The sequence below is a fragment of the Bacillus sp. NMCN1 genome (assembly GCF_002998085.1).
GTDB lineage: Bacteria > Bacillota > Bacilli > Bacillales > Bacillaceae > Bacillus.
Genome location: NZ_PVQL01000002.1, coordinates 386,261 through 410,282, shown reverse-complemented (window position 1 = coordinate 410,282; position 24,022 = coordinate 386,261). Strand labels below are relative to the sequence as shown.

Annotated in this window: 27 protein-coding genes; 1 reads left to right on the top strand and 26 read right to left on the bottom strand. The window is 42.1% G+C overall.

Annotated features, from left to right (window positions below):
- Nucleotides 1–24: 24 nt before the first annotated feature.
- The 20 genes from atpD to prfA all read right to left on the bottom strand — a co-directional run bounded on the left by atpD (nt 25) and on the right by prfA (nt 16,558).
- Nucleotides 25–1,446, bottom strand: a complete 1,422-nt coding sequence (atpD, locus tag C6W21_RS11925; protein ID WP_106050543.1) for a F0F1 ATP synthase subunit beta — start codon at nt 1,444–1,446, stop codon at nt 25–27.
- A 24-nt stretch (nt 1,447–1,470) separates the two neighbouring features.
- Nucleotides 1,471–2,337, bottom strand: a complete 867-nt coding sequence (locus tag C6W21_RS11920; protein ID WP_106050542.1) for a F0F1 ATP synthase subunit gamma — start codon at nt 2,335–2,337, stop codon at nt 1,471–1,473.
- Between the two features lie 88 nt (nt 2,338–2,425).
- Nucleotides 2,426–3,934 carry a F0F1 ATP synthase subunit alpha gene (gene atpA / locus C6W21_RS11915; RefSeq protein ID WP_035389793.1) on the bottom strand — a complete coding sequence of 503 codons (1,509 nt, stop codon included), beginning with the start codon at nt 3,932–3,934 and terminating at the stop codon, nt 2,426–2,428.
- A 16-nt stretch (nt 3,935–3,950) separates the two neighbouring features.
- Nucleotides 3,951–4,496 (bottom strand): F0F1 ATP synthase subunit delta, encoded by a 546-nt coding sequence (locus C6W21_RS11910; protein WP_106056356.1) that lies wholly within the window; start codon nt 4,494–4,496, stop codon nt 3,951–3,953.
- Complete coding sequence (gene atpF, locus C6W21_RS11905; RefSeq protein ID WP_034660288.1) at nt 4,493–5,014, bottom strand: F0F1 ATP synthase subunit B; 522 nt, start codon at nt 5,012–5,014, stop codon at nt 4,493–4,495. Before atpF ends, C6W21_RS11910 begins: the two co-directional genes overlap by 4 nt.
- 120 nt (nt 5,015–5,134) lie before the next feature.
- The gene (gene atpE / locus C6W21_RS11900) at nt 5,135–5,347 is read right to left on the bottom strand and encodes a F0F1 ATP synthase subunit C (RefSeq protein WP_003214968.1); all 213 of its coding nucleotides are present in this window, start codon (nt 5,345–5,347) and stop codon (nt 5,135–5,137) included.
- A 49-nt stretch (nt 5,348–5,396) separates the two neighbouring features.
- A complete protein-coding gene (gene atpB, locus C6W21_RS11895; protein WP_003215198.1) occupies nt 5,397–6,131 on the bottom strand; it encodes a F0F1 ATP synthase subunit A in 735 nt (244 codons plus the stop codon).
- Between the two features lie 7 nt (nt 6,132–6,138).
- On the bottom strand, nt 6,139–6,522 hold the full coding sequence (locus C6W21_RS11890) for an ATP synthase subunit I (protein ID WP_003215321.1): 384 nt from the start codon (nt 6,520–6,522) through the stop codon (nt 6,139–6,141).
- A gap of 496 nt (nt 6,523–7,018) precedes the next feature.
- Nucleotides 7,019–7,648, bottom strand: a complete 630-nt coding sequence (gene upp, locus C6W21_RS11885; RefSeq protein WP_003214553.1) for a uracil phosphoribosyltransferase — start codon at nt 7,646–7,648, stop codon at nt 7,019–7,021.
- A gap of 147 nt (nt 7,649–7,795) precedes the next feature.
- Nucleotides 7,796–9,043: a serine hydroxymethyltransferase gene (gene glyA / locus C6W21_RS11880; RefSeq protein ID WP_012011552.1), complete on the bottom strand. Its 1,248-nt coding sequence runs from the start codon at nt 9,041–9,043 to the stop codon at nt 7,796–7,798.
- 177 nt (nt 9,044–9,220) lie between these two features.
- Nucleotides 9,221–9,760, bottom strand: a complete 540-nt coding sequence (locus tag C6W21_RS11875) for a TIGR01440 family protein (protein WP_106050540.1) — start codon at nt 9,758–9,760, stop codon at nt 9,221–9,223.
- Between the two features lie 12 nt (nt 9,761–9,772).
- Nucleotides 9,773–10,222 (bottom strand): ribose 5-phosphate isomerase B, encoded by a 450-nt coding sequence (gene rpiB / locus C6W21_RS11870; protein WP_106056354.1) that lies wholly within the window; start codon nt 10,220–10,222, stop codon nt 9,773–9,775.
- A 149-nt stretch (nt 10,223–10,371) separates the two neighbouring features.
- Nucleotides 10,372–10,818: a low molecular weight protein arginine phosphatase gene (locus C6W21_RS11865; protein WP_106056352.1), complete on the bottom strand. Its 447-nt coding sequence runs from the start codon at nt 10,816–10,818 to the stop codon at nt 10,372–10,374.
- A 63-nt stretch (nt 10,819–10,881) separates the two neighbouring features.
- On the bottom strand, nt 10,882–11,436 hold the full coding sequence (locus C6W21_RS11860) for a manganese efflux pump MntP (RefSeq protein WP_106056350.1): 555 nt from the start codon (nt 11,434–11,436) through the stop codon (nt 10,882–10,884).
- Between the two features lie 60 nt (nt 11,437–11,496).
- A complete protein-coding gene (locus C6W21_RS11855; RefSeq protein ID WP_106050536.1) occupies nt 11,497–12,549 on the bottom strand; it encodes an L-threonylcarbamoyladenylate synthase in 1,053 nt (350 codons plus the stop codon).
- Between the two features lie 161 nt (nt 12,550–12,710).
- Nucleotides 12,711–13,154 carry a GNAT family N-acetyltransferase gene (locus C6W21_RS11850; protein WP_106050535.1) on the bottom strand — a complete coding sequence of 148 codons (444 nt, stop codon included), beginning with the start codon at nt 13,152–13,154 and terminating at the stop codon, nt 12,711–12,713.
- Between the two features lie 63 nt (nt 13,155–13,217).
- Nucleotides 13,218–13,874, bottom strand: a complete 657-nt coding sequence (gene spoIIR / locus C6W21_RS11845; protein ID WP_106050534.1) for a stage II sporulation protein R — start codon at nt 13,872–13,874, stop codon at nt 13,218–13,220.
- A 120-nt stretch (nt 13,875–13,994) separates the two neighbouring features.
- Entirely contained in the window at nt 13,995–14,474 is a 480-nt protein-coding gene (locus tag C6W21_RS11840; RefSeq protein WP_106050533.1) for a hypothetical protein, read from the bottom strand.
- A 142-nt stretch (nt 14,475–14,616) separates the two neighbouring features.
- Nucleotides 14,617–15,501: a peptide chain release factor N(5)-glutamine methyltransferase gene (gene prmC / locus C6W21_RS11835; protein WP_106056348.1), complete on the bottom strand. Its 885-nt coding sequence runs from the start codon at nt 15,499–15,501 to the stop codon at nt 14,617–14,619.
- The gene (gene prfA, locus C6W21_RS11830; protein WP_034660298.1) at nt 15,491–16,558 is read right to left on the bottom strand and encodes a peptide chain release factor 1; all 1,068 of its coding nucleotides are present in this window, start codon (nt 16,556–16,558) and stop codon (nt 15,491–15,493) included. Before prfA ends, prmC begins: the two co-directional genes overlap by 11 nt.
- 210 nt (nt 16,559–16,768) lie before the next feature.
- On the opposite strand from prfA, the gene racA reads away from it, so the two are divergent.
- Nucleotides 16,769–17,317: a chromosome-anchoring protein RacA gene (gene racA / locus C6W21_RS11825; RefSeq protein ID WP_106056346.1), complete on the top strand. Its 549-nt coding sequence runs from the start codon at nt 16,769–16,771 to the stop codon at nt 17,315–17,317.
- A 34-nt stretch (nt 17,318–17,351) separates the two neighbouring features.
- On the opposite strand, the gene C6W21_RS11820 is transcribed toward racA, so the two are convergent.
- From C6W21_RS11820 to glpX, 6 genes are all read right to left on the bottom strand, one after another.
- The gene (locus C6W21_RS11820) at nt 17,352–18,308 is read right to left on the bottom strand and encodes an AEC family transporter (RefSeq protein WP_106050530.1); all 957 of its coding nucleotides are present in this window, start codon (nt 18,306–18,308) and stop codon (nt 17,352–17,354) included.
- A gap of 91 nt (nt 18,309–18,399) precedes the next feature.
- On the bottom strand, nt 18,400–20,100 hold the full coding sequence (gene malS / locus C6W21_RS11815; RefSeq protein WP_106050529.1) for an oxaloacetate-decarboxylating malate dehydrogenase: 1,701 nt from the start codon (nt 20,098–20,100) through the stop codon (nt 18,400–18,402).
- A gap of 278 nt (nt 20,101–20,378) precedes the next feature.
- The gene (locus C6W21_RS11810) at nt 20,379–20,981 is read right to left on the bottom strand and encodes a thymidine kinase (protein WP_003214626.1); all 603 of its coding nucleotides are present in this window, start codon (nt 20,979–20,981) and stop codon (nt 20,379–20,381) included.
- Nucleotides 20,982–21,068: 87 nt separating this feature from the next.
- On the bottom strand, nt 21,069–21,269 hold the full coding sequence (gene rpmE / locus C6W21_RS11805) for a 50S ribosomal protein L31 (RefSeq protein WP_003215407.1): 201 nt from the start codon (nt 21,267–21,269) through the stop codon (nt 21,069–21,071).
- 130 nt (nt 21,270–21,399) lie between these two features.
- Nucleotides 21,400–22,683: a transcription termination factor Rho gene (gene rho, locus C6W21_RS11800; protein WP_003215202.1), complete on the bottom strand. Its 1,284-nt coding sequence runs from the start codon at nt 22,681–22,683 to the stop codon at nt 21,400–21,402.
- Nucleotides 22,684–23,046: 363 nt separating this feature from the next.
- Complete coding sequence (glpX, locus tag C6W21_RS11795) at nt 23,047–24,012, bottom strand: class II fructose-bisphosphatase (protein WP_012011567.1); 966 nt, start codon at nt 24,010–24,012, stop codon at nt 23,047–23,049.
- Between the last annotated feature and the right edge of the window lie 10 nt (nt 24,013–24,022).

Genomic DNA, 24,022 nt, shown 5'->3' with positions numbered 1-24,022 from the left:
GCTTTTACCCTCCTAAGGACCAGATTAGGCCTCTACACCCATCTCTTTGGCTTTTTCAACCACTTCTTCAATGCGTCCAACTAAGCGGAATGCATCTTCTGGAAGGTGATCGTATTTACCAGATAAGATTTCCTTGAAGCCTTTAACAGTTTCTTTCAATGGCACGTAAGAACCTTTTTGGCCAGTGAACTGCTCTGCTACGTGGAAGTTTTGAGATAGGAAGAATTGAACACGACGCGCTCTGTGTACCACAAGCTTATCGTCCTCAGATAATTCATCCATACCTAAAATGGCAATGATATCTTGTAGTTCTTTATAACGCTGCAATGTTTGCTGCACTTCACGCGCAATGGCATAATGCTCTTCGCCAACGATCTCAGGTGCAAGTGCACGAGATGTTGAAGCAAGAGGATCAACCGCTGGGTAAATACCCATTTCAGTCAGCTTACGCTCAAGGTTTGTCGTTGCATCAAGGTGAGCGAACGTTGTTGCTGGAGCTGGATCCGTATAGTCATCCGCAGGTACATAGATCGCTTGAATCGATGTAACCGATCCTACGTTTGTAGACGTGATACGCTCTTGCAGCTGACCCATTTCTGTTGCAAGTGTCGGCTGATAACCTACCGCTGAAGGCATACGTCCAAGAAGGGCTGATACTTCAGAACCTGCTTGTGTAAAACGATAGATGTTATCGATGAAGAACAATACGTCTTGACCTAGTTCATCACGGAAATGCTCTGCCATTGTCAAACCAGTTAGGGCAACACGCATACGTGCACCTGGTGGCTCGTTCATTTGACCGAAGACCATGGCTGTTTTTTCGATTACGCCAGAATCTTTCATTTCGTAGTAAAGGTCGTTTCCTTCACGTGTACGCTCTCCAACACCAGCGAATACAGAAATACCGCCGTGTTCTTGTGCGATGTTGTTGATCAATTCTTGAATCAGAACGGTTTTACCTACACCGGCTCCACCGAATAGACCGATCTTTCCACCCTTGATGTAAGGAGCAAGAAGGTCAACAACTTTAATACCCGTTTCAAGAATTTCAACTTCTGTAGAAAGTTGATCAAAAGAAGGCGCTTGTCTGTGGATTGGATCTCTTTGAGCTTCCACACCAAGTGGCTCATCTAAGTCAATGTTATCTCCCAGTACGTTGAATACACGTCCAAGTGTTACGTTACCAACTGGTACTGAAATTGGTTTTCCAAGGTCTACAGCTTCCATACCGCGCTTCACACCGTCTGTTGATGCCATTGCGATGGTTCTGACTGTATTATCACCTAAATGTAGTGCTACTTCTAAAGTTAAGTCGATAGTAACTTCACTTTCGCTTTCCGCTTTATGCGAAACTTTGATCGCATTATAAATCTCAGGCAAGTGACCATCTTCAAAATGAACGTCTACGACTGGTCCCATGATCTGACTGATGCGTCCTGTTTTCATTGCATTCCCTCCTGACAATTATTTCTATTCTAAGGCAGCTGCTCCGCCGACAATTTCTGTAATCTCTTGTGTAATCGCTGCTTGACGAGCACGGTTATAAGAGAGTGTCAGGTTGTCGATCAATTCTTTTGCGTTGTCTGTTGCACTCTTCATTGCTGTCATCCTTGCAGCATGTTCACTTGCTTTGCTGTCAAGAAGCGCACCGAAAATTAAACTCTCTGCATATTGAGGAAGGAGAACTTCAAGAATTTCTTCTTCAGAAGGCTCAAACTCATAAGATGCGGAACGTTTATTTGGTGTCGCTGCGGCCGAAAGGTCCGTTAGCGGCAATAATTTCTTCTCTGTTACTTCTTGTGAAATGGCACTGACAAAGTGGTTATAGAACATGTAAAGTTCGTCAAACGCTTCATCAGAGAACATTTGAACTGTACTGCTTGCTAATTCTTTAATATCAGCAAACGCTACTTCGTCTCCAAGCCCTGTTACTTCAGAAATAACTGGAATACCGCGCTTTTTGAAGAAGTCGCGTCCGATTTTACCAATCACAATCACCGCATATTCATCAGCGGATTGATGACGAGATTGAATGGTTTGGTAAGCGGAACGCAAAATCGAGCTGTTAAAAGGTCCTGCAAGCCCTCGATCAGATGTAATGACGAGATACCCTGTTTTCTTGACAGGTCTTGAAAGAAGCATCGGGTGCTTAGCACTTGTTCCAGTTGCGATTGCCGCGACCACTTCCTGGATTTTCTCCATGTAAGGAACAAAAGACTTCGCATTGTTTTCAGCACGATTCAGTTTCGCAGCTGATACCATTTGCATCGCTTTTGTGATCTGACTCGATTTTTTCGTTGACGTGATCCTTGACTTTATATCGCGTAATGAGGCCAAAGATTTCACCACCTTTTTTCAGGAATCCGTGTTCATTTACGTGAAAAGAGAGAAAAAGAGAATCTTTTTCTCTCGGAAAGATTACTAATTAGTTGCTTGGTGCAAACGTACGTTTAAAGCCTTCGATTGCTGTCTTCCACTCTTCATCAGCAGGCATGTTTCCTGTTTGAGAGATGGTGTCAAACAAGTCTTTATGGTTTTCTTCAATGTACATGAATAACTCAGCTTCGAAACGTTTGACATCAGCAATCGCGACATCGTCTAGGTATCCTCTTGTGAGTGCATAAAGTATCGCTACTTGTTTTTCAACTTTAAGCGGTTTGTTCAAGTCTTGTTTTAAGACTTCAACTGTTCTAGCACCACGGTTTAATTTTGCTTGAGTCGCTTGGTCTAGATCAGATCCAAACTGAGCGAATGCTTCAAGCTCACGATAAGAAGCAAGATCCAGACGAAGTGTACCTGCTACTTTTTTCATTGCTTTGATTTGTGCAGAACCACCTACACGGGATACAGACAATCCTGCGTTTACTGCTGGACGTACGCCTGAGAAGAAGAGATCAGATTGTAAGAAAATCTGTCCATCTGTGATTGAAATAACGTTTGTTGGGATATATGCAGAGATATCGCCAGCTTGCGTTTCTACGAAAGGCAATGCTGTGATAGAACCGCCACCCTTTTCGTCACTAAGCTTCGCTGCACGCTCTAATAAACGAGAGTGAAGATAGAAAACATCACCAGGGAATGCCTCACGACCTGGAGGACGACGAAGCAATAATGAAAGCTCACGGTAAGCTGCCGCTTGTTTAGAAAGGTCATCATATACAACAAGTACGTGCTTGCCGTTATACATGAATTCCTCACCCATCGTTACACCTGCATAAGGAGCAAGGTAAAGTAGCGGGGCTGGCTGTGATGCAGAAGCTGTGACTACGATTGTGTAATCAAGCGCACCATGCTTACGAAGTGTTTCAACAACACCACGAACCGTTGATTCCTTTTGTCCGATCGCTACATAAATACAGATCATGTCTTGATCTTTTTGGTTTAGGATCGTATCAATTGCAACAGATGTTTTACCTGTTTGACGGTCACCAATGATCAATTCACGCTGTCCGCGTCCGATTGGAATCAAGGCATCAATTGCTTTAATCCCTGTTTGAAGCGGTTCATGTACAGATTTACGATCCATAACGCCTGGTGCTTCACTTTCGATTGGACGAGTTTTGCTTGTTAAAATTGGACCTAGTCCATCAACAGGCTGACCAAGTGGGTTCACAATACGTCCGATTAACTCTTCACCTACTGGAACCTCCATGATACGACCTGTACGTTTTACATCGTCACCTTCGCGGATATCTTTGTAAGGTCCTAAAATAACGATACCTACGTTAGACTCCTCAAGGTTTTGAGCCATACCCATTACACCGTTAGAGAACTCAACCAGCTCTCCTGCCATAATGTTGTCAAGGCCATGTACACGCGCGATACCGTCCCCTACTTGAATGACTGTACCGACATCTTTTACTTCAATTTCAGATTGATAGTTTTGGATTTGCTGCTTTATCAGCGCGCTAATCTCTTCAGCTTTGATACTCACTAAGGTTTCACCCCTTCTAACGATTTTCGCCTGCAAGCTGACGTTCAATGCGGGAAAGCTTTCCGCTGACACTGCCGTCATAAATGCGGTTTCCGATACGGATTTTCACTCCGCCTATTAGATCCTTGTCAATCACATTTTCAACACGCAGTGATGTGACTTCGGCTTTTTTGGCAAATACTTCAGATAAAGATTGAATTTCAGCGCCGCTCAGCGGTTTCACTGAATACACGACCGCATCGTCTATTTGTTTCGTGCGGTTTGCAAGTTTCACAAACTCAGACGTCATTTCAGAGAAAATATTCGTGCGTCCGCGGTCAATCAATAAATACATTGTGTGCAATACATGTGTCGAAACACCTTTGAAAGCTTCTGCAATCAAATGTTTCTTTTTGTCTGCCGTAATCTTCGGATGAACAAGGAAGTCATTCAGTTCTTGATCAGCCTTTAGAACTTTTTTGATCTCATTCAGCTCTTTTTCAGTTTCGTCTACTGCCGAAGAAGCAAGAACGATGTCAAAAAGAGCAGAAGCGTAACGCTTAGAGACAATAGTCACGCTCATCGGCTTTCGCCTGCCTCTTTAAGATACTCTTGAATCAATTTCTCTTGTGCTTGCTCATCAAGTTCTCTTTCAATCACTTTAGATGCAATGAGTACAGATAGTGATGCAACCTGCTCGCGCAGTGCAGCCACAGCTTGTTCTTTTTCTTTCACGATTTCAGTTCTAGCAGACTCTTTCAAGCGCTCTGACTCTTGACGTGCTGCTTGAATGATCTCTTCTTTTTGTTTCTCACCAATCTTTTTCGCATTTTCGATGAGTGTATGTGATTCTTCGCGTGCTTCTTTCAATAAGACACGTTGTTCTTCAAGAAGCTTTTCAGCTTGAACGTGCTTTTGTTCAGCACTTGAAATTTCATTTCCTATATAATCTTCACGCTGCTTCATAATACCTAATAAAGGTTTAAGCGCAAATTTCTTTAAAAGTGCAAGCAGGATGAGCATAGCGATAAGCTGGAATAACATATCCCCGGCGTTGAAACTTAAGCCACCTGCTCCTAAAACCACTGGTAACTGAGACATTTAGTACGGCAACTCCCTTCTTTAAATAATATGTTAAGAAACAAAACATAAAGGAATGGCGAAGCTTCGAACTAATCTGATCTTCGCCATTAAAATTCATATTAGAACGCTTCTCACATATTAACCAAAGAATGCCAAGAATGCGATAACGACAGCGATAATTGGAAGTGCCTCAACTAAAGCTACCCCGATGAACATAAGTGTTCTTAGTTCTCTACCAGCTTCTGGCTGACGAGCGATTCCTTCAACTGTTTTAGATACGATTAGACCGTTACCAATACCTGCTCCTAGTGCTCCCAAACCGATTGCAATTGCTGCTGCTATTAAATTCATTAAAAAGCTCCTCCTTTAAAATAACGTCCTTTTTGGACTCTCAATTTTTTTAGTGTTCGTCGCTGACTTTATGAGAAATGTACACCATTGTCAGCATGGTGAAGATAAATGCTTGGATTGTTCCGACAAACAAACTGAATGCCTGCCATACAATCATCGGCACGATGGCACCTAATGTACCAACGATACCAAGTGCAATGTTTTGCGTGTAGAAATTGGTCGCAAGTCCTGCAAGCAAACCAAGAAGAATCTCTCCAGCAAAAATGTTTCCATAAAGACGCAAACCAAGTGTTAGCGTGTTTGCAAATTCTTCAATAAGTTTCAATGGTACTAAAAGCGGAATTGGTCTAAAGTAGTCTTTCGTATATTCCTTGACTCCTTTTGCCTTGACACCGTAGTAATGTGTCAATCCCATGACCATAATCGCTAGTGTCATTGTGATTGCAGGGTCTGCTGTTGGTGATTTCCACCACAAGTTGTGATCGACCGTAATCGAAAATGGCAGTCCAAGCATGTTTGAAACAAATATGTACATGAGTAATGTAACGCCAAGCGCTAGAAATGGGGCTCCTGTTTTCATGTCCATCGAACTACCTATGATATTTCGAACAAAATCAACAATCCATTCCATGAAGTTCTGCGCCTTTGTCGGACGAATAGACAGAACACGAGTAGTCAGCACCGCTATGAGAAGAACGATGATACTAGCAATCGTAATCATGAGAACATTGGATAAGTTGAACGTTAACCCTAAAAATTCTGTAGTTTTTGAACTGTGACCCAAAGAGTATTCACCTCTCTTCCATAGTAGAACGTTTAAGTTGAATGAAGGAATCTATCATAATGACAGGATATATTGTCATTAATCCTATAACAACACCTGCCAGATGAACTTCATTAGGGTAACGCCAAGCAATCGCTACTGCGAGAATTGCGTTGGCCCACCTGGCTGTACTTCCCATTGAACGAATGGATTTTCCTTTTTTAACCGCTCGATCAAAAGCGTGCATTCTCCGTATAAGTAGGAATAAATTAAAGAAAGCAAAAATTGTGCCGATAATCAAACCAAGAAACAGTGGTTTAAAACCAGGCATGGCATAGCCAAACACAAAAATTGCCAATAGATAGAACATGTATTTACTCTGTCTGCGGAAAATCGCGTTTGGATCGTTCATTCATCTGACTCCCGATGAAAAATATTGTAAAAAAGGTGATAATTGGTGATGAAAACTGCGTAGAAGACGCTTATGATAAGCAGTCCTGTTCGAAAAAAATCAATCACCCATCGGTCTAATTGCACAATCAGACTTGAAATCTAAAGATCTATGGGATGTTGCTTCATTCGCTGATACAAACCCTGATAATTAAAGGGTTCACAATGAGGATTAGTAGAGTGCTATAGGCTATGAAAACCTTACCATAATACCCTCGTTTAGCATACAATAGCGTCTATGATGTGTCAATCCGTTGAAAGTTAAAAAACTTTTCTATAGTGATAGAGCACACAAAATGTTCACAATTTCATCAAACTTTAGGAGACACGTGACATACATTGAAAAAAACAGCTAATGTTCAGTATACATTGATTTTTCTAAGAACGATATCAATCGTTTGTCATATATTTCAAAAAGCCCACATGCACGTTTGCATGTGGGCTTTTATTAAAACCTGTTATTTCGTTCCATACATACGGTCACCAGCATCACCAAGACCTGGGATAATGTAGCCTTTTTCGTTCAATTTCTCATCTAATGCTGCAATGTAGATATCAACATCAGGATGGTGCTTTTGCATTTCTTCTACACCTTCAGGGGCAGCAATAAGACACATGAAGCGAATGTTTTTCGCCCCGCGTTTTTTCAAGCTGTTCAATGCTTCGACTGCTGAACCGCCAGTTGCAAGCATTGGATCTACTACGATAAATTCACGCTCTTCCACATCAGATGGAAGCTTCACATAATATTCAACAGGCTTTAATGTTTTCGGATCACGGTATAAACCGACATGTCCCACTTTAGCAGCTGGAATGAGTTTCAAAATCCCGTCCACCATTCCAAGACCTGCTCTTAAAATTGGCACAACACCGAGTTTCTTCCCTGAGATCACGTTTGATTTCGCTACTTGTACAGGTGTTTCTACATCTACCTCTTCAAGCGGTAAGTCTCTTGTGATTTCAAATGCCATTAATGTTGCGACTTCATCCACTAGCTCCCTAAATTCTTTTGTTCCTGTATGAACGTCACGAATATATGTAAGTTTGTGCTGAATAAGCGGGTGATCAAATACATAAACCTTTGCCATTGCTTGCTACAACTCCTTTTCTGTCATCTTCCGGTGAACTTTGCACACTTCCTACAATTCTACATAAAAAGACGTCATCTTTCAATATGATTCGCAAATCCTACAAAAAAAACCCACATGCCAAAAATAGGCAAATGGGTCTGCTTTTTAATAATCTAATTCGTTATATAGAGGGAAGCGGGCAGTCAGATCAGATACACGCTTTTTCGCTTCTTCTAATTTCGCTTCATCTTCATGATGTTTTAGAGCAAGCGCAATAATGGAACCGACTTCTTTCATCGCCTCTTGATCGAAACCGCGGCTTGTCACTGCTGCTGTACCAACACGTACACCACTTGTAACAAAAGGTTTTTCTGGATCATAAGGAATCGCATTTTTGTTCACTGTAATACCGATTTCATCAAGAACATTTTCTGCAATTTTTCCTGTGATGCCAAGAGAACGCAAGTCGATGAGAACAAGATGGTTATCCGTTCCACCAGATACAAGCTGAATATCTTCAGATAACAGGGTTTCAGCTAGTTGCTTTGCATTATCAATGACGTTTTGTGCATATGTTTTGAAATCTCCGTTCAATACTTCACCGAAAGAAACAGCTTTTGCAGAGATGACATGCATCAGTGGTCCACCTTGAATACCAGGGAAGATCGATTTGTCGATCTTTTTACCAAACTCTTCACGGCATAGAATCATTCCGCCGCGAGGTCCACGCAATGTTTTGTGAGTTGTCGTTGTCACAAAATCTGCATAAGGAACTGGATTTGGATGAAGACCTACTGCAACAAGACCTGCAATGTGAGCCATGTCGACCATAAAGTAAGCACCGACTTCATCCGCAATCTCACGGAACTTTTTGAAATCAATTTGACGTGGGTATGCACTTGCACCCGCAACAATTAGCTTCGGCTTATGTTCACGTGCTTTTTCAAGTACATCTTGATAGTCGATATGCTGCGTTTCTTTATCGACACCATATTCTACAAAGTTGTACTGTACACCACTAAAGTTAACAGGGCTTCCGTGCGTTAAATGCCCGCCATGTGATAAGTTCATGCCTAGCACTGTATCGCCATGCTCAAGAATGGTAAAGTATACGGCCATATTCGCTTGAGCACCTGAGTGAGGCTGTACGTTCACATACTCAGCGCCAAAAATTTCTTTTGCGCGGTCACGTGCGATATCTTCTACAACGTCTACATGTTCACAGCCGCCATAGTAGCGTTTACCAGGGTAACCCTCTGCATATTTGTTTGTTAATACAGAGCCCTGTGCTTCCATGACTGCTTCGCTTACGAAGTTTTCTGATGCAATTAATTCGATTTTGTCCTGCTGGCGTTTCCGCTCTAGTTGAATTGCCTTGAATACTTGTGCGTCTTGCTCAGGTAAATGTTTCATCAGCGAAATCCTCTCCAATCTATTTCCATTCGATGTTTTTCACCATCTCATTGTACACGGTTTTTGAGTGAAATGTAAAAGTTTTTTTGGGAAATTGACTTCTTTTTTGCGAAAAACCGAATATTCAAGTGGTGAAGCGTCTTCATCATTCAACATTATATTAGAAATATGTCTAAGCTATGATCTTGTATAAACCGCTCGTTCTCCGCCAATCAGCTTCGGACGCGTTTTCGCAAACGTCACATGTGCATGTCCTAATTGATGACGACTGAGACGAACAGGTACAGCGACTCTCTTTAGATGCATCCCAATTAATGTATCACCGATATCGATTCCAGCATGCGCCTCGATGGATTCAACTAACACAGGATGTTCCATGTGCTGATACGCATGAGCCGCCATCGAACCACCCGCCTTTCGGACAGGTACTGCCGCTACAATCTCTAGGTTAAGCCGGAAAGCCACTTCTTCTTCCACAACAAGAGCACGATTCAAATGCTCACAGCACTGGAAAGCGAGCTCAATGCCAGTCTCTCGTCTTAGCTGCTCCAATTCTTGATAAATGGACGCAGCTATTTGCTCATTTCCTGCTGTCCCAATATGCTCACCAGCCACTTCTGATGTACTGCAGCCGATCACTAAGATTTGCCCTGCACGCAGTTCGACCATCTGATGAAACTCTTTTAACATTTCAAGCCAATCTTGACCAATGTTCATGTTAAGCGCTCCTTATAGGTGCTTTTCTTCGTAATCAGCGATCTTACCAATCCGTACAGCATGTCGTCCTGCCGTAAATTCTGTTGTCAGCCAAATGTGCGCAATATCACGTGCTAATCCAGGTCCAATGACTCGCTCTCCCATCGCAAGGACGTTTGTATCATTATGTTCTCTAGTCGCTTTCGCACTAAATGTATCATGCGCCAGCGCACAGCGAATTCCTTTCACTTTGTTTGCTGAGATGCTCATACCGATGCCTGTCCCGCAAATTAAAATGCCGCGGTCGACTTCTCCGTTTGCCACCATGTTAGCTACAGGAAAAGCATAATCTGGGTAGTCTACAGAACCTGATCCACATTCACAACCCATATCAATGTATTCAATCTTCAATTCATCCATCAGTTGTTTGATTTCTTCACGAATATTCGTTCCGCCGTGATCGGATGCAATGGCTACTTTCATCGGGCAATTCCTCCTAAGGGTGAGATCTGTTATGCCTTACATTTATTCTTTATTTACAGTTATATTTTAACCTCTGCCTAGTCATTTGCAAACAAAAGCAGAAAAACCGTTGATGCAACGGTTTTACAGGTTGTCCATTATAAGGACGTCTAATCCTTTTTCAATTTCTCAGCCAGCTGATAGAGCAATGCTTCAAGTTCATCACGTGTTTCCTGATAAACAGACAGACTTCCTCCAAACGGATCGGATACATCGCCTTCTGTACCTGTCGCAAATTCCTTTAGAGTGAAGATCTTGTCTTTTGCATACGCATATTGCTCCATAATCAACTGTTTATGTTGCATGGTCATGGTGAAGACGTAATCTGCTTCTCGCAGAAGATCCTCTGTCAGTTTTGATGAAGAGTGATTCAGGGGAATGCTTTTCTCAAATAATGCTTCGACCGCTTGAGGAGAAGCCTTCCCAGCATCTGAGGCAAAAATGCCCGCTGATTTAACAGTGACCTCTAAACCTTTATCATGTGCAATTGAAGCAAAAAGGGCTTGAGCCATCGGACTTCTGCATGTATTTCCCGTACAAACAAATAAGATTTTCATCTTTCGCCCTCCTTTTCTTCTATTATATAGCATTTCATTCTACATGTTATGTAAGGAGACTGACTAAAGCGGAAATAATAATTTGATACCAAAGGCTAGTAAAATGATTCCGCCAAGCGCCCCGCTATATGATCCAACCCATGATCGAACCTGTTTACCGAGAAATAATCCAAGCCATGTGAGGATCATACTAAAAAAACCAAACAATAAAATGGTCATCCACACGTGAGAACCGTAAATTCCGAGACTTAAACCAACGGAAAAACTGTCTAAGCTGACACTTGTTGCAAAAAGAACGAGACCAGCCCCAACAGGTGCGATAAATGGTTTATCCTCTTTGCGAATAGACGCAACGATCATTTGCAGCCCGAGCACCAAAAGCAGCGCCCCGCCGATATAGGTGGCAAGGAGACCGAGCCAGCCTGATAGGAGCTGACCTGTCAGCATACCAAAAAGCGGCATAAACATATGAAATATCCCAATGACAAGTCCAATATAAATGATCTGGCGGAACTTCAGCTGAACCATCCCCATGCCAAGTCCAACCGAAAAAGCATCCATTCCCAGTGCAAAAGCCATGATGCTGAGCGTCAGCAATTCGCCAGCTAGTTCGTACATGTAAATCCCCCTTGGACACGCATTCTCCTTTAACCTATGTTTGTCCAAGAAAGGTTAGAACTATTTGAACGAAGAGAGGGTACGCCCTCCTGCCGCTTTTTGCAGACGGTTCATAATCGCTGAACCCACTCCCTGCTCTGAAAAGGCTTCTGAAATAATGACATCTACATCTGTCTCATCAAATTGTCTCAGTACACGATATAAGTTTGCCGCAACCGTTTCGGGTTTTTCTCTCCATCCACAGCTGAAAACAACATCTGCCGCAAACAACGATTTCTTTTCTTCTGTTGTCAGCACGCCAACTTTTAGACCTTCTGCCTGATATGTTTGAATGTGATGCTGCATCTCTTCATCACTTCCAGAAAAGAGATACATCTGAGCTTCAGGGGCATAGTGTGTGTATTTCATTCCTGGCGATACAGGCGCTTCATCCTTTTTTGTCAGCCCTGGGTCGATGCTGACCGTTCCCACTACTTCTTCTAAAGCTTCTTTTGTAATCCCACCCGGCCTTAGGATCACTGGAATCTCGTCGACACAGGATACAACCGTTGACTCAACGCCAATTCCAGTTGAACCGCCATCGACAATCCCAGCGATTCTTCCATCGAGATCACTCGCTACATGGTCAGCTTGTGTCGGTGAAGGTTTGCCTGAACGGTTGGCACTTGGTGCGGCAATCGGCAGACCAGCTGCTCGGATGAGCTCAAGCGCAATCGGATGGTCAGGCATTCTCACACCAACCGTGGATAAACCTGCTGTGACCTGCTTTGATAAAGTACCCGGCTTACATGGAAGAACAATGGTTAAAGCGCCCGGCCAAAAGGCATCCATCAGAGCCTTTGCTTTTTCGCTTTCTATTTGTGCAAATTCGTGAAGCTGCTGAACCTCCGCAATGTGGACAATCAATGGATTATCACTTGGACGCCCTTTCGCTTCATATATTTTCATGACAGCTTCTGTCTCTTTCGCATTTGCCCCTAATCCATAAACAGTCTCTGTCGGGAAAGCGACCACTTCATTTTGCTGCAATAACACAGCTGCCTGTTCAATTTGTGGATAGTATGTGGATAAACTCTTTTCTAAATCCACAGACCATCTTTTTGTATTTAACATCATACAAACTCCTTTTAAAAAAGATAAAACTGTTGATATATCTCAATTATCCTTTTGAAAGTATAAAAGATGATGATCAATAAAACAAGCGTTGTCCACAATTTGTGGATAACGCTTGTTTAACAGTGGATAAGTTTGTGTATAAGTCCAGTATGTCGTGATTAACTGTCTTTTTTTTGAAGAACCACAGCCTGTTCTTTCGCCAATATCTCTTTTGCATGTGCAGATACCCACATGCTTTCTGGAATGTCCTCTAATGGCGTGAAGCCCATCAATGCCAAAAAGTCATGTGAGGAGGAGAGGTTTGCGACGACATAAAAAGTATCCATACCTATTTTTCCTCCGAGCGTTTGAACACTTTGGAACAAAGACACGATGTGTCCCTGACCTAGTTTATCTGATATGACAAGGGACCGCAACAAGCCCTCTTGTTCACTAAGCTGTTCAAGACCTAAACACCCTGCCAGCTGACCTTCCGCATCTTCCATGACAACAAATGTCGTACGCTCTGCAAGCGTGACGCCGCCTTTCGCTTGTCCCTTTTCAAGAAAAGCATTGATCGCTGGGGCATCTTCTTCTGTGGCTATTCTTAACTGATAATACATGCTTTCACCTCTTTTTGATCTCTTACTTCAACTCTATGAGGCAAAAACAGATTTATACCTTTTTTAGGAGAAAAGACTAGAGACCCATTCGAATAAAAAGAATTTCACTTCACCCGTCTCTTCTTTCTCTTCTTTCACCACTTCATTCACAGATTCATCTGTTTGCTGCGCTGTCATTTGGTTATCCTCATCCCCCTCTGGTGATGCGATGGCTTCACCATTTGAAAAATCGATAAAGCAGAGTGGCGGGAATAACACACACCACCAATTGGCTCCATCCCCTTCTCCAAGTGTAATTAAAATGGCTTCATATTTCCCTGCAGGATAGACAAAATTCCCATATAGCTTTGTTGGAAATGAGGCTTTTTGAAAGCTGACTGAGACGGATTGATCAATGTGCTGTTCCTTCAATTTCGCTTTGGCAATACGATTGATTTCTGGCAGCTTGGACCGAATCACACGTCTTGCTTCTTCAATGGATGTGAGGTCTTTGACCCACTCCGTCATATTGGCATTAACCTCGTCTCGAATGCTTCTTTTCACATCCTGATCCGCTGAACGATCACTATTTGCTAAAATGCGTAATCGAATCGCTTCGTCTGGTATCACAACAGGCTGATTTGCAGAAGCAGCCGCTGTCTCCTCCCTGCCAAGGTTTGCAAAAGCACCGCATAATAATAGAAACATATAAAGACAAATCATCATTTTACTTTTAAACATGATGTGTTCCCCCCCACTTTTTCTCTTCGCTACAAACATTGTGTCCAGGAAACCCATTTCATAAACAGCAAAAATGATTTTTTTAATAGATTATGAGTCAAATCAAAAAAAGCCGTCCCATTAAGAACGACTTTGGAGTGAGGATTGGTAATCGGAAGGATACAGTCTCCCATCCCAATCTCGGCTGATTTTTAACCCTGCTTCTGTTTTGATGACAGTCATTGCTCCTTTTTTCTTGATTTCTTTTTTAACCTTTCCTTTTTGATCAATAAATTGAATCATCATTTCATAGTCAAATTCAATTCTGTCATCGCTTTCATCTGAAGGCGTAAACGTAATTTTTTTCAGCTTAATTTGACAATCTTGATCCTTTGCTGCTTCTAACACGCTCGGGAACATACTGTCTTGTGTATATTCTTGATATTCATGCTCGGTTAAATAAAACTTCAGCTTCTCCTTCATGTCAGTTAGGTCATCTGTTCGATTTACTGTGTATTGTGCTTTTTTATAGCTTTCTCCAAATGCTGCTGCTTCTTTTTTAAAGCTCGGTTTACCACAAGCACTCACAATCAATAGTACACTGACGATGACCAACACCATCGCATACCTTCTGTTCACACCATTCGCTCCTTCAAAACAAATTTATGTAAAAAAATCATGATCAGAATGTTCATTCTTCTATATATACGTTTCTCTTTTACCATAAGTTTCATCTTTACATAATAAAATAGTCCGACTTTATTCAGCCGGACTTTCCGTTTTGAATGTGTGCGCAAACAGCTCGGTCTTTCCCGTTTATATCCTGGACGATGCGGACATCTGCCGCGGGAAATGACTGCAAGAGAAGTGCTTTTACATCTTGCCCTTGCGTATGTCCAATTTCAAAGACAACGACCGCCTGTTCATGAAGTACACTGTGAAGATCACGAATGAGACGCTTATAAAACCACAGACCATCACGTCCATCTGTCAGCGCATTCACTGGCTCATGCTTCGCAACCACCTCTGACAAACTGACCATTTCCTCTGCCGCAATATAAGGTGGATTGGAAATAAACAGATCCACTTTGATGCCTTGATCCATGATAGGTTCGAGTAAGTCACCTTGTAAAAAATGGACGTCTGCATCAAGCGCTTGTTGATTCCGCTTTGCTACCGCAAGTGCCTCATGTGAAATATCCGTTGCTGTGACAGATAGTGTTTCTTTCTCAAGAGCCAGCGTAATTGCAATTGCCCCGCTTCCGGTACCAACGTCAACTGCTTTGAGCGGCTGATCGTGCGGGAAGACGTCACTCACCAGATTCAGCGCCGCCAAAACGACCTCTTCCGTTTCAGGACGAGGAATGAGAACATGTTTGTTCACCTCGAAGGGACGACCGTAAAAGAATTCAATACCCGTTAGATGCTGAACAGGCACGCCTTCCTTATGCTGCATGACAAACTCGCTGAAAAACCGATCTTGCTCCTCTGGCAGTTGATCATGAAAACGTGCAAGAAGTTCACTTCTGCTTAGGTCCAGTACATGCATCAAAAGGAGCTCTGCTGCGTTTTGGTCTCTACCGGCTCCCGTTAACAAAGAAGAAGCCCATTTAAGGGCTTCAAAGATGGTTCGTTGATTATTTTGCATTTTGAAGCTTTCTTGCTTGGTCTTCCATAATTAATGCATCTATGACCTCGTCAAGTTTTCCTTCTAAAATTTGATCAAGCTTTTGAATCGTTAATCCGATGCGGTGGTCGGTTACACGGTTTTGCGGGAAATTGTACGTACGGATACGCTCTGAACGATCCCCTGTTCCAACAGCAGATTTACGCGTTTGATCATATTCAGCCTGTGCTTCCCGCTGGAATTTATCATAAATTCTCGCACGTAACACTTTCATGGCTTTTTCTTTGTTTTTAATTTGCGACTTCTCGTCCTGACAGGATACAACCACACCTGTTGGAAGGTGAGTTAATCGAACAGCAGACATGGTCGTATTGACACTTTGTCCGCCAGGTCCGCTTGATGTGAATGTATCTACACGGATGTCTTTTTCATGGATATCAATTTCAACTTCTTCCGCCTCAGGCAAGACAGCAACTGTCGCTGTTGATGTATGAATCCGTCCGCCTGATTCTGTTTCCGGAACACGCTGCACGCGGTGTGCGCCGTTTTCAAACTTTAGTTTGGAGTATGCACCTTTCCCGCTGATCATAAAGATAATCTCTTTATAACCGCCTGTTCCAGTCACACTCGCTTCCATCACTTCCGTTTTCCAGCCTTGCATTTCAGCATAACGGCTGTACATGCGGTAAAGATTTCCAGCAAAAAGCGCAGCCTCTTCTCCTCCCGCTGCACCACGAACCTCCACAATAACGTTTTTGTTGTCATTCGGATCTTTCGGGATCAGCAAGATTTTCAGCTCGTCTTCTAAACGTTCCGTTTCCTCTGTGAGCTCTGAAATTTCTTCTTTGACCATGTCGCGCATCTCGGCATCCAGCTTTTCTTCCAGCATTGCTTTCGCTTCACTTAACTGGTCGTATGCCGCACGATATTGCCTATATACCTCAACAGTTTCTTGAATATCGGATTGCTCCTTCGAATATTCACGAAGCTTCTTAGGGTCGTTTACCACTTCAGGATCACTTAAATATTCATTTAGCTTTTCATAGCGTTCTTCAATTGATTTTAAACGGTCTAACATGGTCTTCACCTCTGTTTTGTGCGTAACAGTCTAATTATAGTATAGCGGGGTATGACAGTCAAAAAAATTTCCAAAACAATTGATTTTCTGCAATTTTTCGCTAGAAAACACGATCTTTGGCGATTGGTTACTTGTTTTGTCTAACGTGAAGGAACAGGTCCTCCTTGAAGAGAATGGTACTTATAATTGAAAAAAGGGAGGGCATTTGGTTTGAATACAAATGAGGTTGCAAAAAAAATTGGCGTTTCTTCAAAAACGATTCAGCGTTGGGTTAAACAGCTCAACATCCCTGTCGCCCGGAATGAACTTGGACATTATGAATTTCATGAAGATATTGTAATGCTGCTTAAAGAAGTCAAACACCAAATGAGTGAAGGTGTGATCCTTCAAGACATTCGACTGCCAATCCACGAGGAAACCGTTCAACAGCTATCACCTGCTGTAGAAACTGATGCCTCCACAAAGCGGATTGAAGCATTAGAAAAGCAGGTGAACCAGCTCATTCAGCAGCAATTACACGTCACTGATGTAGAAAATCGTCTGCAAGAACTCGAACGGAAACTGGCTAAAAAAGCAGATGAAGGTGTATCATACCAGCTGCTTCAGCACCGCAGAGAAATTGAAGATCTAACCACTAAACTTGAGCGTCTTGCCGCGAGCTTGAAACAACCCTCTCAAATAGAAGAAAAAAAGGAAATCACACACCCTGACATCAAAAAAAAGCGTGTGCTCTTCCCTCTGTTTCATTCATTTCGCTAAGAAAGGCTGCCTGAGGAGGCAGCCTTCTACTATATTATACGGTAAGTGCAATAATGATCGGTAATGTAATGAGTGACATGATGGCACTGATCACAAATGCGGATGCAGTTTCTGCCTCTTGTTTCTCAAATCGTGTTGCGATCATCGCTGCAACAGCTGAACCTGGGAAGGCAACAAGCAACACAGCTTTTGTAATCTCATCAGCCGAAAGACCCATAAGAATGGCAATGAGATACATAAGAATCGGTTGTACAGCTACTTTTAATAGTGCAATACTGAATGCTGGTAAGCTCAGTTTAATTTTTCGAATACCTACAGTGACACCGACTGCGAATAGCGCAACCCCTGACGTCACACTTCCGATTTCCTCTAACATTTCATGTCCAATTGCAGGAAGTTTAAATCCTAAAAGAACAAGAATGATACTTGCTAGTGGTGCAAGTGCAAGCGGCTCTGATAAACCGTGCAAAATCGCTTTTGTCGTCATTTTCAGGAAACTTTCGCCGTCTTTGGCTTTTCCTTTTGTTTTTTCACCGACAGTTGACACAATAATGGCAATTGGATCAAGCAATGCATTTACAACTATTCCGGTAATAGCAATCGGAATTGCAACTTCTTGAGCCCCAAATAAACTGCCCAAGACCGGAATCCCCATAAATGCAAAGGTCGGTTGTGCTGAGTTTAACGAGAAAACAGATGAATCTGTTAAATCATATTTAAAAGCAAATTTCGTAACTAAAAGGATAATGATATAAAAGCCTACGATTCCGAAAATCAATGCAACGAAAAATGGAATTTGACTATAGAATTTATCTTTTGGTGTTGACAGAATGCTGGCGATAAAGTGCGCTGGCAAAGCATACTTTGTAACAAGTGTACTTACACCTTTTGCAGATTTAGCGTCATAGCTGCCGAAGTTCCCTGCGAACCAACCCAGCGCGATAACGAAAAAAATCGGTGCTAGGAGGATCAAAATATTTAAAAAGTCCATCTTACTATTCCTCCTTGAATCCTTTACATGTTTCTTATTTTATTGCGGCATTGCTTAGATTACCCGAAGCAATGCCGCGTTACAAATTTTATTATGCTCTTACAATTTTTTTATATTCAGGAATCCACATTGCGTCTTTTACAGCTTGTTCGATGTTGTCAGGCGTTTTTCTTGCGACACCATCTTTAATTGCTGCTTTCGCTACTTCAACAGCCACATGAATTGACACTTCTTGCAATTTATCAATACTTGGCAGTAGACCAGCACCTGGTTTCTCATGATCAACCATTTCAGCAATTGCATTCGCAGAAGCAACGAACATGCCTTTTGTGATGATTTTTGATTCCGTTACGATTGAGCCAAGACCAAGTCCAGGGAAAACGAACGCATTGTTTGATTGTCCAATTTCATGTTCAATTCCGTTATACTCAACGTTTTCGAACGGGCTTCCTGTTGCAACAAGTGCACGGCCGTCTGTCCATTTGAATAGATCTTCTGGAACTGCTTCCGCAAGTGTTGTTGGGTTAGACATTGGCATGATCACTGGACGCTCAGTATGAGCTGCGATTTCTTGAATGATTTCTTCAGTGAATGCGCCGCCTTGACCTGATGTACCAATAAGAATGGTTGGCTTCACTTGGCGAACAGTTTCAGCAAATGAGATTTGCCCTTTTTCATCACGTGCCCATCCTTCTACTTCATCAGCAGAACGAAGATATGGTTTTTGAAAATCAAACACTTCATCTTCAAATTGATCTGTCAGTAAACCTCTGTAGTCTAATGTCCAGAAAGCATTGTTTGCTTCTTCTTCACTTAGACCTTCAAGAACCATTGTGTCACGCATTTGATCTGCGATTCCGATACCAGCTGATCCAGCTCCGAAGATCATCACACGGTGATCTTTCAATTGAGTACCAGTTTTCTTGACAGCTGCAAGAACACCCGCTAAAGTAATGGCACCAGTACCTTGAATATCATCATTGAATGTTAAGATGTTATCATTGTATTTTTTCATGATGTTACGCGCATTTTTGTTTCCAAGGTCTTCCCAGTGAAGTAAGGCTTTCGGGAAGAATTTAAGCGCTGCTTTTACATAAGCATCAATGAATTCTTCGTATTTTTCACCTTGTACACGTTTGTGATGATTCCCAATGTATAATGGATCATTCAATAATTTTTCATTGTTTGTTCCAACATCTAATACGACTGGAATCACGCGGCTTGGATCAATACCTGCTGCAGCCGTGTAAACAGCTAATTTACCGATTGCGATGTTGATACCACCAACACCCCAGTCACCAATTCCAAGAATGCTCTCAGAGTCAGTTGCAACGATAAGGTCAATATCTCCTGCTGTTGCATGTAGGTTTTCAAATGCTTTCTCAATGCCGTCAATGTTGTCGATTGAAAGATAGACACCATGAGGTCTTCTGTATTCATGGCTGTACTCTTGAATCGCTTCACCAACAGTTGGTGTGTACACAACAGGAAGCATTTCACGAAGCTTGTCTGTTAGAAGCTTATAGAACAATACTTCGTTACGGTTTTGCAAATCACTTAAGTATACGTTTTGACGAAGACGATCTGGCTGTGCTAGAAATTGCTTGTACGCTCTCTCAGCTTGTTGTTCTAAAGTGAGAACAGTTGGAGGAAGTAAACCTTCTAGTCCAAGCTCTTGTCTTTCTTCTTCAGAGAAAGCCACGCCTTTGTTCAACGTTGGAATCGATAATACATCTTTACCTGTCAAAGTGGTTTCGAGGTACCCTTCTTTTGTTTTCTTCACGTTGTTCATCAAAAACTACCCTCTTTCTAAAATATAAATAAAGTGAACTATTAATTTAAAGAACGATTAAGGAGGAAAATCCTTAATCAAAAAAATTATGACAAGAAATCGAACTTTTCGTTAAAATGCTTTACACTACAGTTAGTCATTTTATGCCTGCTTATGCTAAAACGCAAGCGTTGAAAATTAGATAATTTTTTCGTAGCGTTATTTAATTTATTTAAGTACAAATGATGGGTGTTCAGCCAAAATCTCGAAAAACGAAACGCAGCGGCATTTGCTATTTTTTAATTGTCAAGTGTTGTACCAACGTCAAGTCTTGGTACTTCATGGTGATGTCTGCATCGTGCTTCGTATGATTCCTGCGCACCTACTAAAATAATGGGATCATCATAGGATGCGGGTTTACCGTCGATCAAGCGTTGTGTTCTACTCGCTGGGGAGCCGCATACCGAACAAACTGCTTGAAGTTTTGTTACAAGCTCTGCACATGCCATTAAATGCGGAACAACACCAAATGGCTCTCCTCTGAAGTCCTGATCAAGGCCTGCAACAATGACTCGGTAGCCTTTATCAGCCAATTGAGTGACAATGTCAATGATTGTCTCATCAAAAAATTGCACCTCATCAATGCCAATGACATCGGTTCTTTCTGATATGTGCGTTATTATGTCTTTTGGTGAGGCTACTGCAATCCCATCGACCGATGAACCGTTATGTGAGACAACTGAGCTTGTACTATATCGGTTATCAATCGCTGGTTTGAATATTTTTACTTCTTGTTTGGCAAAGGTGGCCCTTTTGGCTCTCCGAATCAATTCTTCCGACTTTCCAGAAAACATACTTCCGCAGATGACTTCAAGCCAACCGCTTTGTTTCATCACATACATAAGGTCTTCTCCCCCGTTTTAAAGTTCCATCAATCCACGTAAAAAAACAGGCAAGAACGGATTCCTGCCTGTTTATTGTATCTATTATTACTTAAGACCGTATTTTTTGTTAAAGCGGTCAACACGTCCATCAGCAGAAGCGAATTTTTGACGGCCTGTATAGAAAGGATGGCACTCAGAGCAAATCTCAATGCGTACCTCTTCTTTTACTGATCCAGTTTCAAACTCATTTCCACAAGCGCATTTGACTGTAGCTTTTTTGTAGTTAGGATGAATTCCTGTTTTCATCTACTGTCATCTCCTTCCGCCCTGAATCCAATTCGGAAACAGAGTTAATATCTCAGAATAAATTCTGAAACGCACATGATGAAATTATAACAGTGTGAGTCTATGATTGCAAATGTATTTTTTCAACAAGCTATCTTCTTGATGCAGACATGTTGGCTTGTTTCCATTCTTGCGTTAAAATATCGAAAAATTCTTGGTTTGTCTTTGTTTTTCTCATTTTGCGCATGAACTTCTCAGCAAAGTCAGGTGTATCTGACATCGATTTTCTCATCGCCCATAGACGGTCAAGATGCTCTTTTGGTACAAGCAGTTCTTCTTTTCTCGTACCAGAACGACGAATATCGATCGCTGGGAAAATTCTTCTTTCTGCAAGAGAGCGGTCCAAATGAAGCTCCATGTTCCCCGTTCCCTTAAACTCCTCATAAATCACATCATCCATACGTGATCCCGTATCAACAAGCGCAGTGGCTAAAATCGTCAAGCTTCCGCCTTCTTCAATGTTACGCGCAGCACCAAAGAAGCGTTTTGGACGGTGGAAAGCCGCTGGATCAATACCGCCGGAAAGCGTTCGGCCGCTTGGCGGGATGACAAGGTTGTATGCACGTGCAAGCCTTGTGATGCTGTCCATTAAGATGATGACATCTTTCTTATGTTCAACAAGACGCATGGCGCGCTCTAATACAAGCTCTGCTACTTTAATGTGGTTTTCCGGTACTTCGTCAAAGGTTGAACTAACAACATCCCCTGCAACAGAACGTTCGATATCTGTTACTTCCTCCGGGCGTTCGTCAATCAAAAGGACAATCAGCTCTGACTCTGGGTGATTTTCAGAAATGCTGTTGGCAATTTCTTTGAGCAAAATGGTTTTCCCAGCCTTAGGCGGTGCAACAATTAAACCACGCTGCCCAAATCCAACTGGCGCCATCATATCCATAATTCTAGTAGACAGGTGATTAGGCTGTGTTTCAAGAATCATTTGACGATCAGGGAATAGCGGCGTGAGTGCAGGAAAGTGAACACGTTCCTTAGCTGATTCTGGGTCGTCCCCATTTACCGCTTCTACATGAAGGAGGCCATAGTAGCGTTCATTCTCTTTTGGAGGTCGTACCTTTCCAGACACCTTATCTCCGTTTCGTAAATCAAAGCGTCTGATTTGTGAAGCTGAAATATAAATGTCTTCAGAACTTGGAGAGTAGTTAATTGGTCTTAAGAAACCAAATCCCTCAGACTGAATAATTTCAAGAACCCCTTCCATAAATAAGAGATCCTCTTGCTCAGCGTTCGCCTTTAAGATGGCAAAAATTAATTCTTTTTTTGTTAGTTTGCTGTAATAAGAGATTTTGTATTTTTTTGCTAACTCATACAGCTCTTTTAATTTCATATTTTCCAAAGATGAAATCGAAACATCTTTCAATATGGACACCACACTTTTCTAGTCAATGTATTTCATTACAAATGCATGACCAATTATTTGATTAGCTTTTAATTCCGTTTTTGTTGGAATGACCTCGCTCTCATGGTAACGCTCCCACTCGTTTTATCGTAAAAGATAGGAACAATGTGAAATTGAGCTTTGTCAACATAGAGAAGGATAGTGAGTATATCGTCATGATGCGGCAGTTTTAAACTTGTTGAAGCTTAAAAGAAGTAAATTCGCAGAAAATTTCGCAGCACTCTTTAGTTTTACCTCATTTGCAGAGAATATTCAACTTTAAAAAGAAAATGATATACATTTGACACCTATATGAAAAGCGGGTAATGAATACCCGCTTTCAGATTACGGACGAATGACAAGATTCGGTTTTTTCTTTAAGCTGTGTCTGCCGTCTACGAAACGAACTGTACCCGATTTCGCACGCATAACAACACTATGTGTTGTTCCAACAGAGCCTTTGAATTGAACACCTTTTAATAGCTCGCCGTCTGTTACACCAGTCGCTGCAAAAATGGCATCATCACCCTTTACAAGGTCTTCCATTCTTAGGACTTTGCCAACATCCAGCCCCATTTTCTCACAGCGTCTTAGTTCTTCTTCACTTTGAGGAAGAAGCTTTCCGTGGATTTCACCACCAAGTGCCTTTAATGCAACAGCAGAAAGGACACCTTCTGGCGCTCCGCCTGAACCAAATAGAATATCAACACCTGTGTGATCAAATGCTGTATTAATGGCTCCTGCAACGTCACCATCATCGATCAGTTTAATTCTTGCTCCTGCTTCTCTCAGTTCAGCAATGATTTTCTCATGTCGATCTCTGTTTAAAATTGTTGCAACCACATCTTCAATATCTTTATTTTTTGCTTTTGCTACAGCGCGAAGATTGTCAATGACAGGCGCCTCAATGTCGATGCAGCCTACCGCTTCTGGACCTACTGCGATCTTATCCATGTACATATCAGGTGCATTCAGCAGGTTGCCATGATCTGCAACTGCAATAACAGCTAAGGCATTCCAGCCACCGCTTGCCACAATATTTGTTCCTTCTAATGGATCAACAGCAACATCCACGCGGGGTCCGTATCCGTTCCCAAGCTTTTCCCCAATATAAAGCATTGGTGCTTCGTCCATTTCCCCCTCGCCAATGACCACTGTTCCTTTCATCGGAATGGTATCAAATACATCACGCATTGCACTTGTTGCAGCATCATCCGCTTCGTCTTTTAATCCTCTTCCCATCCAGCGGGCAGATTTTAATGCGGCTGCTTCTGTCACCCGTACTAGTTCCATCGATAAACTTCTTTCCATTTTTGTCCAA

Excerpts from the sequence above, each read along its gene's own strand:
- glyA (WP_012011552.1), bottom strand. The coding sequence starts at position 9,043 with ATGAAACATTTACCTGAGCAAGACGCACAAGTATTCAAGGCAATTCAA.
- C6W21_RS11860 (WP_106056350.1), bottom strand. The coding sequence starts at position 11,436 with ATGTACGAACTAGCTGGCGAATTGCTGACGCTCAGCATCATGGCTTTT.
- rpiB (WP_106056354.1), bottom strand. The coding sequence starts at position 10,222 with ATGAAAGTAGCCATTGCATCCGATCACGGCGGAACGAATATTCGTGAA.
- malS (WP_106050529.1), bottom strand. The coding sequence starts at position 20,100 with ATGAACAACGTGAAGAAAACAAAAGAAGGGTACCTCGAAACCACTTTG.
- C6W21_RS11810 (WP_003214626.1), bottom strand. The coding sequence starts at position 20,981 with ATGTATGTGATGAAACAAAGCGGTTGGCTTGAAGTCATCTGCGGAAGT.
- C6W21_RS11890 (WP_003215321.1), bottom strand. The coding sequence starts at position 6,522 with ATGAACGATCCAAACGCGATTTTCCGCAGACAGAGTAAATACATGTTC.
- rpmE (WP_003215407.1), bottom strand. The coding sequence starts at position 21,269 with ATGAAAACAGGAATTCATCCTAACTACAAAAAAGCTACAGTCAAATGC.
- C6W21_RS11865 (WP_106056352.1), bottom strand. The coding sequence starts at position 10,818 with ATGAAAATCTTATTTGTTTGTACGGGAAATACATGCAGAAGTCCGATG.
- C6W21_RS11910 (WP_106056356.1), bottom strand. The coding sequence starts at position 4,496 with ATGAGCGTGACTATTGTCTCTAAGCGTTACGCTTCTGCTCTTTTTGAC.
- glpX (WP_012011567.1), bottom strand. The coding sequence starts at position 24,012 with ATGGAAAGAAGTTTATCGATGGAACTAGTACGGGTGACAGAAGCAGCC.
- prfA (WP_034660298.1), bottom strand. The coding sequence starts at position 16,558 with ATGTTAGACCGTTTAAAATCAATTGAAGAACGCTATGAAAAGCTAAAT.
- spoIIR (WP_106050534.1), bottom strand. The coding sequence starts at position 13,874 with ATGTTTAAAAGTAAAATGATGATTTGTCTTTATATGTTTCTATTATTA.
- C6W21_RS11850 (WP_106050535.1), bottom strand. The coding sequence starts at position 13,154 with ATGTATTATCAGTTAAGAATAGCCACAGAAGAAGATGCCCCAGCGATC.
- prmC (WP_106056348.1), bottom strand. The coding sequence starts at position 15,501 with ATGCAAAATAATCAACGAACCATCTTTGAAGCCCTTAAATGGGCTTCT.
- atpD (WP_106050543.1), bottom strand. The coding sequence starts at position 1,446 with ATGAAAACAGGACGCATCAGTCAGATCATGGGACCAGTCGTAGACGTT.
- C6W21_RS11820 (WP_106050530.1), bottom strand. The coding sequence starts at position 18,308 with ATGGACTTTTTAAATATTTTGATCCTCCTAGCACCGATTTTTTTCGTT.
- C6W21_RS11855 (WP_106050536.1), bottom strand. The coding sequence starts at position 12,549 with ATGTTAAATACAAAAAGATGGTCTGTGGATTTAGAAAAGAGTTTATCC.
- C6W21_RS11840 (WP_106050533.1), bottom strand. The coding sequence starts at position 14,474 with ATGGTGTTGGTCATCGTCAGTGTACTATTGATTGTGAGTGCTTGTGGT.
- C6W21_RS11875 (WP_106050540.1), bottom strand. The coding sequence starts at position 9,760 with ATGAACATTGGTCAAGATTGGCTTGAAATGTTAAAAGAGTTTCATCAG.
- upp (WP_003214553.1), bottom strand. The coding sequence starts at position 7,648 with ATGGCAAAGGTTTATGTATTTGATCACCCGCTTATTCAGCACAAACTT.
- atpE (WP_003214968.1), bottom strand. The coding sequence starts at position 5,347 with ATGAATTTAATAGCAGCAGCAATTGCAATCGGTTTGGGAGCACTAGGA.
- atpF (WP_034660288.1), bottom strand. The coding sequence starts at position 5,014 with ATGTCTCAGTTACCAGTGGTTTTAGGAGCAGGTGGCTTAAGTTTCAAC.